The organism is Cryobacterium sp. TMT2-4 (genome assembly GCF_004402575.1).
Classification (GTDB): domain Bacteria; phylum Actinomycetota; class Actinomycetes; order Actinomycetales; family Microbacteriaceae; genus Cryobacterium; species Cryobacterium sandaracinum.
Genome location: NZ_SOGE01000027.1, coordinates 19,472 through 34,495 on the forward strand (window position 1 = coordinate 19,472; position 15,024 = coordinate 34,495).

General features: G+C 66.9%; 13 protein-coding genes. 4 read left to right on the forward strand and 9 right to left on the reverse strand.

The genetic code is table 11. The annotated features are described in order from the left end of the window. Positions 1–4 precede the first annotated feature (4 nt). The 5 genes from E3O54_RS07790 to E3O54_RS07810 all read right to left on the reverse strand — a co-directional run bounded on the left by E3O54_RS07790 (position 5) and on the right by E3O54_RS07810 (position 4,726). A complete protein-coding gene (locus tag E3O54_RS07790) occupies positions 5–1,783 on the reverse strand; it encodes a penicillin-binding protein 2 (protein WP_241976795.1) in 1,779 nt (592 codons plus the stop codon). Positions 1,784–1,890: 107 nt separating this feature from the next. Then, the gene (locus E3O54_RS07795; RefSeq protein ID WP_134401327.1) at positions 1,891–2,493 is read right to left on the reverse strand and encodes a hypothetical protein; all 603 of its coding nucleotides are present in this window, start codon (positions 2,491–2,493) and stop codon (positions 1,891–1,893) included. Further along, positions 2,490–3,443: a 16S rRNA (cytosine(1402)-N(4))-methyltransferase RsmH gene (gene rsmH / locus E3O54_RS07800; protein ID WP_134401328.1), complete on the reverse strand. Its 954-nt coding sequence runs from the start codon at positions 3,441–3,443 to the stop codon at positions 2,490–2,492. The genes E3O54_RS07795 and rsmH overlap by 4 nt, the downstream gene beginning before the upstream one ends. Positions 3,444–3,539: 96 nt before the next feature. Beyond that, positions 3,540–3,971, reverse strand: coding sequence for a division/cell wall cluster transcriptional repressor MraZ (mraZ, locus tag E3O54_RS07805; RefSeq protein WP_104099528.1), 432 nt, complete (start codon positions 3,969–3,971; stop codon positions 3,540–3,542). 263 nt (positions 3,972–4,234) lie between these two features. Continuing rightward, positions 4,235–4,726, reverse strand: coding sequence for a DUF3040 domain-containing protein (locus tag E3O54_RS07810; RefSeq protein WP_338145468.1), 492 nt, complete (start codon positions 4,724–4,726; stop codon positions 4,235–4,237). On the opposite strand from E3O54_RS07810, the gene E3O54_RS07815 reads away from it, so the two are divergent. Further along, on the forward strand, positions 4,691–5,812 hold the full coding sequence (locus E3O54_RS07815; RefSeq protein ID WP_104099530.1) for a polyprenyl synthetase family protein: 1,122 nt from the start codon (positions 4,691–4,693) through the stop codon (positions 5,810–5,812). The genes E3O54_RS07810 and E3O54_RS07815 overlap by 36 nt on opposite strands. 13 nt (positions 5,813–5,825) lie before the next feature. Here E3O54_RS07815 and E3O54_RS07820 read toward each other — a convergent pair whose 3' ends face one another. Further along, positions 5,826–6,170, reverse strand: a complete 345-nt coding sequence (locus E3O54_RS07820) for an Rv2175c family DNA-binding protein (protein WP_104099531.1) — start codon at positions 6,168–6,170, stop codon at positions 5,826–5,828. A 142-nt stretch (positions 6,171–6,312) separates the two neighbouring features. On the opposite strand from E3O54_RS07820, the gene E3O54_RS07825 reads away from it, so the two are divergent. Together E3O54_RS07825 and pknB are read left to right on the forward strand one after the other, a co-directional pair. Beyond that, positions 6,313–7,629, forward strand: coding sequence for a LysM peptidoglycan-binding domain-containing protein (locus E3O54_RS07825; protein ID WP_104099548.1), 1,317 nt, complete (start codon positions 6,313–6,315; stop codon positions 7,627–7,629). 89 nt (positions 7,630–7,718) lie between these two features. Beyond that, the gene (gene pknB, locus E3O54_RS07830) at positions 7,719–9,668 is read left to right on the forward strand and encodes a Stk1 family PASTA domain-containing Ser/Thr kinase (RefSeq protein WP_104099532.1); all 1,950 of its coding nucleotides are present in this window, start codon (positions 7,719–7,721) and stop codon (positions 9,666–9,668) included. Positions 9,669–9,735: 67 nt separating this feature from the next. On the opposite strand, the gene E3O54_RS07835 is transcribed toward pknB, so the two are convergent. The 3 genes from E3O54_RS07835 to E3O54_RS07845 form a co-directional block, all read right to left on the reverse strand. Further along, on the reverse strand, positions 9,736–11,106 hold the full coding sequence (locus tag E3O54_RS07835; protein WP_369827920.1) for a class II 3-deoxy-7-phosphoheptulonate synthase: 1,371 nt from the start codon (positions 11,104–11,106) through the stop codon (positions 9,736–9,738). Positions 11,107–11,200: 94 nt separating this feature from the next. Next, positions 11,201–11,890, reverse strand: coding sequence for a 1-acyl-sn-glycerol-3-phosphate acyltransferase (locus E3O54_RS07840; protein ID WP_104099533.1), 690 nt, complete (start codon positions 11,888–11,890; stop codon positions 11,201–11,203). Between the two features lie 27 nt (positions 11,891–11,917). Then, positions 11,918–12,865: an ROK family glucokinase gene (locus E3O54_RS07845; RefSeq protein ID WP_104099534.1), complete on the reverse strand. Its 948-nt coding sequence runs from the start codon at positions 12,863–12,865 to the stop codon at positions 11,918–11,920. A 175-nt stretch (positions 12,866–13,040) separates the two neighbouring features. Between E3O54_RS07845 and E3O54_RS07850 the strand changes: the two genes are divergently transcribed. Then, positions 13,041–14,873: a long-chain fatty acid--CoA ligase gene (locus tag E3O54_RS07850; protein ID WP_134343342.1), complete on the forward strand. Its 1,833-nt coding sequence runs from the start codon at positions 13,041–13,043 to the stop codon at positions 14,871–14,873. The last annotated feature ends 151 nt before the right edge of the window (positions 14,874–15,024 follow it).

A 15,024-nucleotide genomic window follows, 5' to 3' on the forward strand; every position in this document is an offset into this window, starting at 1 on the left:
TTTCTTACCAGGTACCGGGAAGGGCAGGCGCGGTGGCGCCCGAGGGGACTGCCCGGTACTTCTTCAGCACCTGACTCATGACCTCTTGAAAGATCGGAGCAGATGCCGCGGAAGAGTTCAGTTTAACAGGGTCGGCGAGGCTGACCGAAACGACATACTGCGGATCGTCGCCCGGAGCGAAGCCGGAGACCGACACCAGGTACCCCTTGGTGTACCCACCCCGACCATCGGGCATCTGCGCCGTCCCGGTCTTCGCGCCCACCCGGTAGCCCGGAATCTCCCACGTCTTGGCCAGCCAGGCCTTCTGGTAGACCATCTCGAGGATGTCTGCGGTCTCCCGGGCGGCGGCGGCCGACACGACCGGGGTACCGACCGCTTCGGGCACGTCGGTCATGCTGCCGTCAGCGTGGCGGCAGCCTGCGACCAGTTGCACGGGCATCCGCACGCCGTTGTTGGCCAGGGTCTGGTAGATACTGGAGACCTGGATGGCCGTGGTGGTGAGCCCCTGACCGAACATGGTCGCGTACTTGGTCTGGTTGTCCCAATCTTCGAAGGGGCGCAGGGTGCCGGATTCCTCGGCGAGGAAACCGGACTCCGAGGCCGAGCCCACACCGAACTTACTCATATAGTCGTAGCGCTGCTGGTCACTGATCAACTCGCCGAACTTCGACATGCCCGTGTTCGAAGACTCGATCATCACGCCCGTGAGGGTGAGGTTCAGGTCGGCGTGGTTTGAGCTATCGTTCACGTTGGCACCGTTGGGCGGCAGGTACCGGTAGGGCGCGACGACCCGGCTCAGCGGGGTGGCGGCCCCCGCGTCGAGAACGGATGCCGTGGTCAGCGCCTTGTACGTGGAACCGGGCTCGAAGGGGGCGGTGAAGGCCCGGGAGCCGCGGTCCTCAGCGTCGGGGGTGCCGTTGACGTCGTTGGGGTCGACCGACGGGTAGTCGGCGACCGCGACGAGCTTCCCGGTCTTCACCTCCTGCACCACCACGTTGCCCCAGGCCGCGCCTGTGGCGACGGCCTGTTCGGCCAGCACCTGCTGCACGAACCACTGCAGGTCGGAGTCGATGGTCGTGACGACGTCGCCGCCGTCCTTGGCCCGGACCGTGGTGACGGTGCTCTGGGGCAGGCGCACGCCATCCGCTCCCTTCTCATAGGTCTCCGTGCCGTTGGTGCTCGCGAGGCAGGCGTCCTGCCCGAGCTCGATGCCGGCCTGAGCCTCTCCCCCGGAGGAGACGAATCCGACCAGGTTGCCGGCCACGGCGCCATCCGGGTAGACCCGGCCCGGGTTCTTCTCGGCGTACATCCACGGGATGTCGAGCTTGTCGATGGCCCGGAACACCGAGACGTCCACGGCCCGCACGACGACGGCGTAGTCGGAGTCCTTGTCGGCGGCCAGGGAGCCGGAGATGATCTGGAGGATCTCGTCGCCGGTCTGCCCGGTGAGGGCGCCCACCTCCGCGGCCGCCTGCGCGACCGTCACGGTCACGTCCCCATCGTCGGTGGTGCGGTCGAATTCCGCGGCGTTCCGCGGAGACAGGGTGATGTCGTACCGCATGACCGTGCCGGCCAGGACAACCCCGTTCGTGTCGACGATGTCTCCGCGGGCTCCGTAGACGGGCTGCTCGACCGACCGGTTGCCCAGCGAGTCGGCGCTGAGCGTCTCGGCGCGCACGACCTGGATGTCGACGAGCCTGACCACGAATACGGCCACGAACACGAGCAGGATCAGGATCGTCGCGGCACTGCGCCGCCTGCTGGACCGGGAGCTGCTCGCCACCTGCGATTCCTTACTGCGGCCGGGGCCGCGGGTTGGGCGCGTTCTGGGAACGAAACTAACGGGAGGCGGGCGGGACGTCCCTCGCGAGACGGGCGAACCGGGGCGGGCTAGCGGGTCGTGGGCGTCGGCAGAGCGTTGGGTTCGGCTGCCGGGGCAACCGGGGCGACCGCCGCGGGGACCTCGGCCGGTGAACCGCCGAGGCTGGCCCCCTGACCGGTGGTCTGCGGCAGTTCCGTGACCAAAGGTACGCCGACGAGGAGCGAGTTGGGCACCAGGCTCGCCGTACCGGCCGAGCTTCCGCTGGCGGAGGCGGGCGCTCCGAGAACGGCGGCGTCGGACAGGCGGAGGTACACCGGGTTGGAGTTGCTGACCATGCCGAGTGCTTCCGCGTTCGCGGCCAGGCTCTGCGGGGACGAGACCCGCACGAGGTCCTCGGTGACGCTCTCCGCCGTGCGCCCGAGTTCGACCTGGCTGGCCTGCAGCCGGGACACCTCGTAGGCGGACTGGGAGATCCCGACGCTCAGCAGCAGCTGAGCGAGCACGATGGCAGCCACGCCGGTGACGGCCGAGAGTGCGTAGACGATCTTCGGACGCGCGTGACGCTGGCTGCGCGGCGAGACGATCTCGATGTGGCGAGGCTCCGGCACCGAAGCGGTGTCGGGGGTGCTCTCCCAGTTGGGTCGTGGTGCGCGTGCGAGGTTGTCACTCATGCGGCTCTCCTCAGTCGCTCGGCGGCGCGAAGGCGAACCGGCGTTGCGCGCGGGTTTCTCGCCTTTTCTTCGTCCGAGGCCAATTCGGCCCCTCGGATCACAAGCTTGAACAGTGGTTTGTGTTCGGGAAGTTCGATCGGCAATCCGGCAGGGGCGGTGGAGCCGGATGCCTTTGCCAGGGACTTCTTCACGATCCGGTCCTCGAGGGACTGGTAGGCCATGACGACGATGCGCCCACCGACCGCGACCGAATGAAGCGCTGCGGGAATGGCGCGCTCGAGCACGGCGAGTTCCTGGTTGACCTCGATGCGCAGCGCCTGGAAGACCCGCTTCGCGGGGTGTCCGGCGCGCTGAACAACAACCGGTGTGACGGCGGTGATCACGGAGACCAGCTGGGCCGACCGCACGAACGGGGTGGTCTCCCTGGCCTCGACGATGGCCTTGGCGTAGCGTGCCGCCAGCTTCTCCTCGCCGTACTCGTGGAAGATCCGGCGCAGCTCCTGCTCGCTGTACGTGGCCACGATGCGCTCGGCCGTCAGGTCGCTGGTGTTGTCCATGCGCATGTCCAGCGGCGCGTCCTTGGAGTAGGAGAAACCACGCTCGACCCGGTCGAGCTGGAGCGAGGACACGCCGAGGTCGAAGAGCACGCCGGACACCTCGCGGATGCCGAGGCCGGCCAGCGCGTCCTGAATACCGTCGTAGACGGTGTGCACGAGGTGAACCCGGTCGCGGAACGGCTTCAGCCGCTCCTCGGCGATCGCGAGGGCGTCGAGATCCCGGTCGAGTCCGACCAGGACGAGCCCGGGGAACCGCTGCAGGAACGCCTCGGCGTGCCCGCCCATGCCGAGAGTGGCGTCGACGAGCACGGCGCCGGGTCGTTCCAGTGCCGGTGCGAGCAGCTCGACGCAGCGGTCGAGCAGAACTGGGGTGTGGATATCGTTGATGGCCATAGTCCCGGGTGGTTCCTGATTCCTGATCCCCATCCATTCGTCTCTGCCACCGGGGAAGTGTGTCAGGCAGAACGGCTGGGAGTCAGGCGTCAGGAGCTAGATGAGTCCCGGAATCACCTCCTCCGTGATGTTCGCGAATGGTTCTTCCTGTTCGGAGAGGTACGCGTCCCAGGCGGCGGTGTCCCAGATCTCTACCCGGTTGCCGGCGCCGATCACGGTGAGGTCCCGGTCGAGCCCGGCCCAGGCGCGCAGGTTCGCGGGGATGGTCACCCGGTTCTGCTTGTCGGGCTGCTCTGCGCTCGCGCCGGAGAACATCATGCGACTGAAGGAGCGCCCGCTCTGGTCCGTGAGCGGCGCCTGGGAGATCTTCGCGTAGTACGCCTCGAACTCCCGGGTCGTGAACACGTAGAGGCAGTTCTCCTGGCCTCGGGTCATGACGATCCCGGGAGACAGCTCGTCCCGGAATTTTGCGGGAAGGATGATGCGGCCTTTTTCGTCGAGCTTGGGGGCGTACGTGCCAAAGAACATTCATCCCCCCTCTCATCCGGTCACGGTCCAGATCTTGCTCCACTTTACTCCACTTTGATCCACCAAACAGAATAAACGCGCAAATATTGGAGAAATTCACCCTACTGATCCGCATGAAAACGGGGGAAAGCGGAGTGGAGGGAAATTCAAGGCCGGGTTTCATTTCGCACCGTTTTCGGGCACAAAAAAAGGGCCGATCGGATGATCGGCCCTGTCTGCGAGGTGCGGTGGAGCGGAAGTGCAGTCGAGCGGTGGTGAGAAGGTTACTGCTGGCCGTCCTGGCGACGATCCCAGCGTTCGTTCATGCGATCCATGAAACCGCGCTGAGACGACCGCTGCTGCTGGTTCGGACGGGAGCGCGGAGCGGATGCGGACATCCGCCGGGCGGACTTGCTGGGCGTGGTCGCGAACAACACCCCGGCGAACATGATGATGAAGCCGAGGACACCGAGCCAGAGCTGCTGGATGGCCACGCCGGCGATGAGAGCACCGATGCCGGCAACCGCGGCCAGAACCCCGATGGAAATCGAGCGGTAGTCGGGCCGGAGGCTGCTGCCTCCGACGGTCGCCACGAAATCGGCGTCATTGTGGTAGAGGCCGCGCTCCATTTCTTCGAGGAGTCGCTGCTCTTGTTCCGAAAGCGGCATCTCATTCCTCCTGTTTGGGATCGCGCTGTGCTTCACCGATTCTAACCCCGCCGTGATGGCTAGGCTAGGCAAGTGGCGCAAAGCAATCATCTGATCGATCTGGTTCATTCTCGCATCGACGAATTCCTCGAAACCCGTTTACCAATTGTGACTACCATCAGCTCCGATCTCACGCCGCTGGTGGAGTTCTCACGGCAGTTTCTCAGCGGTGGCAAACGCTTCCGGGCGCTGTTCTGCTACTGGGGCTGGCAGAGCGTCGGCACAGGCGGATCCACTGGTGCGAACGGGGATTCCGACCACGCCCTGACCGCGCTGGTGCCGGTCATCTCCGCGGCGGCGGCCCTGGAAATCTTCCATGCGGCAGCACTCGTCCACGACGACATCATCGATAATTCGGATACCCGACGCGGCGCGGCCTCCGCCCACAAACTCTTCGAGGGCATGCACGGCCAAAGCGGATGGGCAGGCAGCCAGGTCGCGTTCGGCCGGGCCGCCGGAATCCTTCTCGGCGACCTCTTGCTGGGCTGGAGCGATGAGCTGCTCGACGAGGGGCTCGCGGCAGCCACCGACGCGTCGGCCGCGGCCCGGGCACGGATAGAATTCAACCGGATGCGCACCGAGGTCACTGTGGGCCAGTACCTCGACATCTTCGAAGAACGCGCCTGGTTCTCCCAGCCCGAAACAGAACTCTTCGACCGGGCGCTGCGGGTCATCGTCTTCAAGTCGGCCAAGTACAGCGTGCAGGCGCCGCTCGTGATCGGCGCAGCCCTGGCCGGCGCCGGCCCGGACCACCTCGACGCCCTGCGTGCCTTCGGACTGCCGCTAGGCATCGCATTCCAACTTCGGGACGACCTGCTCGGGGTGTTCGGCGACGCCTCTGTCACCGGCAAACCGAGCGGTGACGACCTCCGCGAGGGCAAACGCACTGTACTGGTCGCTCTGGCGCGCGAGAACCTGACGGACACGGCCCGCGAGAACCTGGACGCGCTCCTCGGCGACCCGCTGCTGACGGAAGCACAGATCGGGATGTTGCAGCGCGCCATCGTCGACAGCGGCGCCGTCGAGCGGATCGAGGCGCTCATCGACTCGAACGTCGCCGAGGCCCTCGCAGCTCTCAAGGGATCACCGATCAGCGGCGCGGTCACGACGCGGCTGATGGAGCTGGCCGAGACGGTGACCCGCCGGGCGTTCTAGGAGCGCGGAAAAGTCAGGCGAGCGCCTGGGCGACCCGGCGCACTTCGGCCTTACGGCCGGCAAGCAGCGCCTGGACCGGGGGAACGCCGAGGCTGCCGTCGACCTCAAGGAGCCAGCGCATCGCCTGCTCGTCACTGAAGCCGTCGTCGGAGAGCACGATCAGCGTGCCGCGCAGCTCGGGCAGCGGGGCGCCGTCCCTGATGAACGCGGCGGGAATCTGCAAGGGGCCGTTGTCACGGCGCATGGCGAGCAGCTGCTTGTCGTCGATCAGCTGACGCACGCGGCTCTGGCTGACGCCGAGCACCCGGACGAGGTCGGCGATGGACAGCCACTCTTGATCTGAGAACGATTCGGTCACTCATCAAGCCTCCCATGATTCGACGGGGCGGACAAACTCTCATGGCGCAAACGCGCGTGTTGATGCCCAGAATGGGGGCCAACCTGATTGACTGGGCAATGCTGTGCCAGCACCGCTGTCGCACGCAATCGACGGGAGCGGAATGTCGGCACCAGCCAGCAGGAACAGTCCAGCCAGCAGCACCAGCGACGCGAATTCTTCGACGCCCGGTGCGGGCCACCACCGGCACGCCACCGAACGACGGGGTCTGGGCATCCTGGTCACCGTCCCGCTCGTGGTGATCAGCACGATCGCGATCAGCCTGAACCTGGCGTCGCCGGCGGATGCCGCCACCATCGCGAAGAAGCCGCTCAAGAGCAAGAGCATCCTGCCGACCGCGGTGCCCGCCGGCGCAGGTCGGCAGAGTATCGCCGCCGTCGCGGCGCCGACCCAGTACCAGGTCGTCGAAGGCGACACCGTGAGCAGCGTGGCCGGACGATTCGGTCTCTCCACCGCATCCGTGCTCGCCCTCAACGGCCTTGGCTGGTCCGCGGTGATCTTCCCGGGCCAGATGCTGACCCTGGCCGGTCTGGCGCAGCCGTCCGCTCCGGCTCCGGCGCCCGTCGCCGCCGAGATCTCGCGGTACCTGATCCAGAGCGGGGACACGCTTTCCGGCGTTGCCGTCGCGCACGGGCTCTCCCTCGAGGCCCTGCTCCGCGTGAACGGGCTCGACGCGGGCAGCATCATCTTCCCCGGGCAGGCCGTCGTGCTGCCGCCGGGCGACGGTGCCGCGCTGGTCTCGGCCGCGCCGGCCGCAGCCTTCGCCCCGCTGAATGCTTCCGGCACGCACACGATCGCCGCCGGCGAGACCATCGGAGCCCTCGCGGCCGCGGCGGGCGTCTCGGTGCAATCCGTTCTCGACGCCAACGGCCTCGGCTGGTCCAGCATCATCTACCCCGGCCAGGTCCTGTCGATCCCGTCCGGCTCCGTTCCCGCGGCGCCGGCGATGGAATCGGCGATCCTCATCGAGGAGGCCGCCCCTGCGCCGTCTGCAGCGCCCGGCGAGGTCACGCCGCTCAGCGAGGACATGCGCCGGTACGCCGAAATCATTATCGCGAGCGGTCGCCGCGCGGGTGCCGGCGACTCCGCAATCGTGATCGCCCTGGCCGCCGCGGCCCAGGAATCCGGGCTGCGCAACGTGCAGTACGGCGACCGCGACTCCCTCGGCCTCTTCCAGCAACGCCCCAGTTTCGGCTGGGGAACCCCCGAGCAGGTGCTCGACCCGGAGCGGGCCAGCCTCGCCTTCTTCGGCGGCCCCGTGAACCCCAACCCCGGCATCACGCGCGGACTGCTCGACATCCCCGGCTGGGAGTCGATGACCGTGACCGAGGCCGCGCAGACCGTGCAGATCTCGGCTCACCCGAACCACTACGCGAAGTGGGAAACATCGGCCCGGGCCTGGCTGGCCGATCTCGGCTGACCTGCAGCTCGCATCCGCTCAGGCTTGAAAACCCTGACTTGCGAGTGTTCCGGCACAGGGAACGGCTTCGCAATCCCTAGACTCGACTAGTGAGCGATACCTCTGCCGATCCCATGGTCGGTCGTCTGATAGACGGCCGCTATCAGGTGCGCTCACGGATCGCCCGCGGTGGCATGGCCACCGTGTACCTCGCGACCGACCTGCGCCTCGAACGCCGGGTCGCCATCAAGATCATGCACGGGCACCTCGCCGACGACAACACGTTCAAGGCCCGGTTCGTGCAGGAGGCCCGCTCGGCCGCCCGGCTCGCGCACCCGAACGTGGTCAACGTCTACGACCAGGGCCAGGATGCCGATATGGCCTATCTGGTCATGGAATACCTGCCCGGCATCACTCTGCGCGACCTGCTCAAGGACTACGGCCGGCTCACCAGTGAGCAGACGATGGACATCCTCGAGGCGGTGCTCTCGGGCCTCGCCGCCGCGCACAAAGCAGGAATCGTGCATCGCGATCTCAAGCCGGAGAACGTTCTCCTGGCCGACGACGGCCGCATCAAGATCGGCGACTTCGGACTCGCCCGGGCCGTCAACAACAACACGGCCACCGGGCAGGCCCTGCTCGGCACGATCGCCTACCTCTCCCCCGAACTCGTCACGCGGGGCATCGCGGATGCCCGCAGCGACATCTACGCGCTCGGCATCATGACCTACGAGATGCTTACCGGCGAGCAGCCCTATGTCGGCGAAGCGCCCATGCAGATCGCCTACCAGCACGCGAACGACAACGTGCCCATGCCTAGCGCGCGGATACCCGCGATTCCGCACGAGCTCGACGAACTGGTGCTCTGGGCCACCGCCCGCGACCCGGAGCAGCGCCCCCGGGACGCACGTGTCATGCTCGATCAACTGCTCGACCTCGACAAGCTCGTGCGCCCGACCTCCCCGGCGACCGGACAATCCGCGACCATGGTGCTGCCCGGCGGCGTGACCGCAGCGGTGGCCGACGCGGACACCCAGATCCTCGGCGGTGCCCCGCTCGCCCCGGCGGTGGCCGGCGTGGCCACGGCGGCTTCTGCCTCGGCACCCGCCACCACCATTCTCCTGGCCGACAAGGCCCGCACACGCAAGTTCCGCGGCTTCTGGCTCTTCGCGCTGGTGCTCATGCTGGCAGCCCTTGCCGGCGGAACCGGCTGGTTCTTCGGCAACGGCCCCGGCTCAGAGGTCCCGATTCCCGCCCTCGTCTCGGTGTCCCCCGACGACGCGACCGCCCAGCTCACCGGGCTCGGGCTGGAGGCGGCGCTCGGCACCGAGTTCAGCGGCACCATCCCCGCCGGCCTCGTCTCCAGCACCAACCCGGATTCGGGCACCCGCGTGGCGAAGGGCAGCACGGTGACGCTGCGTGTATCCCAGGGCCCGCAGCCGATCGTTCTGCCCGTGCTGGCGGGATTGACGGCCGATGCTGCGACCTCCGCCGTCACGGAGCTGAAGGCAGGCATCGGGGCGACCGATTCCCTCTTCGACGACACCGTGGAATCGGGCCTGGTCATCTCCGCGAGCCGCGAATCCGACGCCGGGGACGTCTCCCAGGGTGGGGACTACTTCGTGGGCATGAAAGTCAATCTGGTTCTCTCACTCGGCCCCGTACCGGACGTGTCCGGCGAATCCGTCAAGGACGCCACCGCGATCCTGGCGGAGAAGGGGCTGCTCGTCACCCCCGGCGACGAGATCTACAGTGAGTCGATCGCCGAGGGAGACGTCGTGAGCGCGGCCCCCGTGAACGAAGGTCCCGTGCGCACCGGCGACACGTATGCACTCACTACTTCCCTCGGCCCGGCACCCGTCACGGTGCCCAACATCGTCGGCCTCCCGTGGAACGAGGGCAAGCAGGTGCTCACCGACCTGGGATTCAAGCTGAGCTACAATCTCGGCGCGGATGCCATCGCACCGCTCCTGAGCGTCGCATCGACGAATCCCGAAGCCGGCACCGCCGCGCCCAAGAACAGCACCATCACCCTCAAGCCGACGAACCCGTTCGGCTAGACAGCCACCCCGGCCGGGCCGGCCGTACCCGGCGGTTCCCATGCCGGAGCGGGCACCCGGGGCCGGGTTAGCGAGCGGCAAGCTCCTCGGCAACCAGGAAGGCGAGCTCGAGCGACTGCATGTGATTCAGGCGCGGGTCGCAGAGCGACTCATAGCGGGTCGCCAGCGCGGCCTCGTCGATGTGCTCGGAACCACCCAGGCACTCCGTGACGTCGTCGCCGGTAAGTTCGACGTGAACGCCGCCCGGGTGTGTGCCGACGCTGCGGTGCGCCTCGAAGAAGCCGCGCACCTCGTCGACGACGTCGTCGAAACGACGGGTCTTGTACCCGGTGGGCGTGGTCACACCGTTGCCGTGCATCGGGTCGGTGACCCAGAGCGGCTTGGCCTCACTGGCCTTGATCGCCTCCAGCAGCGGCGGCAGGGCGCTGCGCACCTTGCCCGCACCCATCCGGGTGATGAACGTGAGACGACCGGGTTCGCGGTTCGGGTCGAGCTTGTCGACCAGGCGCAGCATGTCGTCGGTTGACGTGCTCGGGCCGAGCTTGACCCCGATCGGGTTGCGCACCCGGGAGAGGAAGTCGACGTGCGCACCGTCAAGGTCACGGGTGCGCTCCCCGATCCAGATGAAGTGCGCGGAGGTGTTGTACGGCGTGCCCGTGCGGGAATCGATCCGGGTCATCGGACGCTCGTAGTCCATCAGCAGACCCTCGTGGCTGGTGTAGAACTCCGTCCGACGCATGGCTTCAAAGTCGGCGCCGCACGCGATCATGAACTTGATCGCGCGGTCGATCTCCTTGGCCACCTTCTCGTAGCGCTGGTTGGCCGGGTTGGCGGCGAAGCCCTGGTTCCAGCTGTGCACCTGGCGCAGGTCGGCGAAACCGCCCTGCGTGAAGGCACGGATCAGGTTGAGGGTGGAGGCGGCGGTGTGGTAGCCCTTGACCAGGCGGGCCGGGTCGGCCTCGCGCGATTCGGGTGTGAAATCGTAACCGTTGACGATATCGCCGCGGTAAGCCGGCAGGGTGACGCCACCCCGGGTCTCGAAATCGCTGGAGCGTGGCTTGGCGAACTGGCCGGCCATCCGGCCCATCTTGATCACGGGCATCGACGCGCCGTACGTCAACACGACGGCCATCTGCAGCACGGTCTTGACCCGGTTGCGGATCTGCTCCGCGGTGGCGCCGCTGAACGTCTCGGCGCAGTCCCCGCCCTGCAGCAGGAAGGCATGGCCGCCGGCGGCCTCGGCGAGCCGGTTCCGTAGGATGTCGACCTCGCCGGCGAAGACGAGCGGCGGCTGCGTGGAGAGTTCGGCAGATGCCGCGGCAACCGCATCCGCGTCGGGCCAGGTCGGCTGCTGCTTGATCGGGAGGGTGCGCCAATAGTCCAGGCCGGCAACCACAGATCGATCTGCGAGCACGACTGGTTCGGTGGGGTCTACCACGGGACTATTCCTTTTTTGTCTGGTCCGGCAAGAAAAATATTGCGGGCCGGGCTATCGGGTCGGGGTCTGTCGGCCCCTGGGCAACCGTCTGATTCTATCGGGTCAGGCTGGCCCGCTTTTCTTTCACGCTGGTCGCGTAGACGTCCACATACTCCTGCCGGCTGAGGGCTTGCAGCTCGTACATCAGCTCGTCGGTCACGGACCGGAGCACGAACCGGTCGCCCTCCATGCCGTCGAAGCGGCTGAAGTCGAGGGGTTCGCCGATCACGATGCCGATCCGGCGCACCTTCGGGATGCGGGTGCCCGTCGGCATGGCCTTCTCAGTGTCGATCATGGCCACAGGGATGACCGGGACCTCGGCCTCGAGCACCATCCGCGCCACGCCGGTGCGGCCCCGGTACATCTTCGCGTCGGGACTGCGGGTGCCCTCAGGGTAGATGCCGAGCACGCCGCCGGCACCCAGGACGCGCAGGCCGGTGTTGAGGGAATCCTCGGATGCCTTGCCACCCGACCGGTCGATCGGCAGCTGGCCGGTGGCCTTGAAGAACTGGCGTGTCGCCCAGCCCTTGAGCCCCTTGCCCGTGAAGTACTCACTCTTTGCGAGGAAGACGACGCGACGCGGAACGACCAGCGGCAGGAACACCGAGTCGATGAACGACAGGTGATTGCTCGCGAGGATCACACCGCCCTCTTTGGGGATGTTCTCGAGCCCGACCACCCAGGGCCGGAAGATAGCCAGCAGCAGAGGGCCGATGACAATGTTTTTCATGAGCCAGTAGAACATCGTTGCTCCCTCGGTAACCCGGAAAGCCTACTGCGCGAAAACGTGTTTCCGCGCCAGGTCGGCCGCACCGACGACACCGGCGTCGTTGACGAGCTGCGCGATGGCGAATTCGGCCTCCGGGTGGAAGCCCCTGGCCGGCAGATTTTCGAGGTACGCGGCGCGGATGGGCTCGAGCAGCAGTTCACCGGCAGCGGCGACGCCCCCGCCGAAGACGAAGATCTGCGGGTCAAGTACGGCCGCCAGGCTTGCGCAGGCCTGCCCGAGCGAGCCGCCCAACTGCCTCAGGGCGGCCAAGGCGCCGTTGTCACCGTCCTGGATCAGCCGGCCGACCTCTTTGCCGGTCAGCTTGCCCTTGCGCTCACGGGCGGCCGCGAGGCCGAGGCCGATTCCGCCGGCATCCGCCAGCTCGGTGGCAATTCGAAGCAGGGCGCGACCCGAACCGTACTGTTCGATGCAGCCGTGGGCGCCGCAGCCGCAGAGGCGACCGCCGGGCACCACGCGCAGATGCCCGAGCTCGGCGGCACAGCCGAAGCCACCGCGGAAGAGACGGTTGTCGGCGACGATAGCTCCGCCCACTCCGGTGCCGATGGTGAGGGTGACCATGTCGGTGTAGCCCCGGCCGGCGCCGAAGGTGAATTCCGCCCAGCCCGCGGCGTTCGCGTCGTTCTCGATCAGGATGGGCAGGTCGAGCCGCGCCTCGAGAGTGGCCCGAAGTGGCTCGTGGCGCCAGTTGACGTTGGGCCCGTAGTAAACGGTGGACTGGGCGGCGTCGATGAAGCCGGCCGCGGCGATCCCGGCGGCGACGACCTCCTCGCCCTCCGAGAGCTCCGTGATCATGTCGACGACGGCGTCTTCGATCCCGCGAGGATCGCTCGCGGTGGTCGGGCGTCGATCCGAGCGGATGATCGTTCCGGATTCGTCGACCAGGGCCGCGGCGATTTTGGTGCCGCCGATGTCGATACCAATGGCGTGCACAGAGGACTTCTTTCGTCGATGGATAAAGTGGGGCGCTCTGCGGGGCGAGACAACGAAGCCGGTGCGTCCCCCTAGAGTGTAGTGAACCAAGACACGGCCAGGCGAAACGGCTGCTTCCACGAAGTGACGTGGATAGAGTGAGGCAAATCGCCCGCCCGGTACCAGAGGAGCTACCGTGAAACAGTACGATCTGCCCGCCATCGTTCCCGCAGACCCACAAGCCAATGTCACCGATCTCCTGGTCGAACGCCTCAAGGCGACGCCCGACTCCGTGTTGTTCTCACTGCCGAGAAACGGAGCTTGGTCCCCCGTCACCACCACGGAGTTTCATGCCCAGGTCGTCGCGCTGGCCAAGGGGCTCGTCACGGCAGGAATCCAGCCCGGAGACAAAATCGGCTTGATGTGCAAGACCCGGTATGAGTGGACGCTGATCGACTTCGCCACCTGGTTCGCCGGTGCCGTGCTGGTCCCCGTTTACGAGACCAGCTCCCCCATCCAGATCCAGTGGATCCTGGGTGACTCCGACGCCGTGGCGGTGATCGTCGAGACCGCCGAGCACTTTTCCCGCTTCGACGAGGTGCACCCCGAGCTCGGCAGCGTGCAGAAGGTCTGGCAGATCGACCTCGGTGACCTCGACAAGCTCGCGGCCTCCGGGGTCGACGTGCCGGATGCCGAAATCGAGCGGCGTCGCTCGCTGGCCGTGGGTTCGGACATCGCCACCCTGATCTACACCTCGGGTTCCACCGGCCGTCCCAAGGGCTGCGTGCTCACCCACTCCAACTTCGTCGAGACGTCGCGCAACTCGGCGGTGGCGCTGAAAGAGGTGCTCACCGACGCGAACGGCGCTTCCACGCTGCTGTTCATCACCACCGCGCACGTTTTCGCCCGGTTCATCTCGGTTCTCTGCGTGCACGCCGGTGTGCGCGTCGGTCACCAGCCCGATACCCGGAAGCTGCTCGAATCGCTCGGCACCTTCAAACCCACTTTCCTGCTCGCAGTGCCGCGGGTGTTCGAGAAGGTCTACAACTCCGCCGAGCAGAAGGCGCTGGCCGCCGGCCGAGGCAAGATCTTCGAGACGGCCGCCCAGGTTGCCGTTGACCACTCGATGCTGGTCGATCAGGGCAAGAGCGTTCCGCTGATGCTCAAGCTCAAGTTCACGCTCTTCGACCGTCTGGTCTACAGCAAGCTGCGCGCGGCCATGGGTGGCAACGTGAAGTACGCCGTCTCCGGTTCGGCTCCACTCGGCATGCACCTGGGTCACTTCTACCACAGCCTCGGCATCAAGATCCTGGAGGGCTACGGCCTTACCGAGACAACCGCGCCGACCACCGTGGGTCTGGCCACCAAGTTCAAGATCGGCACCGTAGGCCCACCGCTTCCCGGCGTCTCGGTGCGCGTCCTGGACGACGGCGAAATCGAGGTCAAAGGCGTCAACGTCTTCACGGAGTACTGGAAGAATCCCGTGGCCACCGCGGCCACCTTCCACGACGGATGGCTCCGCACCGGTGACATCGGCGCCATGGACAGCGACGGCTTCCTCACCATCACCGGGCGCAAGAAGGAGATCATCGTCACGGCCGGCGGCAAGAACGTCGCCCCGGCGGCGCTGGAAGACCCGATCCGGTCCAACCCGCTGATCGGCCAGGTGGTCGTCGTCGGCGATCGCAAGCCGTTCATCGCCGCCCTGGTCACGCTCGACCCCGACATGCTCGCGGTCTGGTTGAACAACAACGGCGAGGACGCGGGAATGACGCTGGCCGAGGCATCCGTCAACGCGAAGGTTCTCGCCGAGGTGCAGCGCGCCATCGACCACGCCAACGACCACGTATCGCGGGCGGAGTCGATCCGCAAGTTCACGGTGCTGACGACCGAGCTGACCGAAGCCGCCGGGTACCTGACCCCGAAGCTGAGCATCAAACGGGACATCATCCTGCGGGACTACGCCGATCAGATCGAGGCGATGTACCTGGGCGCCCCGGTGACCGGGACGAACCCGGTCAGCAGCTAGCACTCCCCGCGACGACCAAAACAGGTCCCGTCGTCACAGTGGCGACGGGACCTGTTTCGCGTCGTCCGGCCGCCTGGGTCGGAACCAGTAGATAAGGGAGCCCCAGCGCCGTGCCCAGCGTCGAACCAATTCGACGGAGATTCTGCCGTAG

What these genes read in the sequence shown, in the direction of transcription:
- rsmH (WP_134401328.1), bottom strand. Translation starts at nt 3,443, where the DNA reads ATGGCCATCAACGATATCCACACCCCAGTTCTGCTCGACCGCTGCGTC.
- E3O54_RS07840 (WP_104099533.1), bottom strand. Translation starts at nt 11,890, where the DNA reads ATGTTCTACTGGCTCATGAAAAACATTGTCATCGGCCCTCTGCTGCTG.
- E3O54_RS07810 (WP_338145468.1), bottom strand. Translation starts at nt 4,726, where the DNA reads ATGAACCAGATCGATCAGATGATTGCTTTGCGCCACTTGCCTAGCCTA.
- mraZ (WP_104099528.1), bottom strand. Translation starts at nt 3,971, where the DNA reads ATGTTCTTTGGCACGTACGCCCCCAAGCTCGACGAAAAAGGCCGCATC.
- E3O54_RS07825 (WP_104099548.1), top strand. Translation starts at nt 6,313, where the DNA reads ATGTCGGCACCAGCCAGCAGGAACAGTCCAGCCAGCAGCACCAGCGAC.
- E3O54_RS07795 (WP_134401327.1), bottom strand. Translation starts at nt 2,493, where the DNA reads ATGAGTGACAACCTCGCACGCGCACCACGACCCAACTGGGAGAGCACC.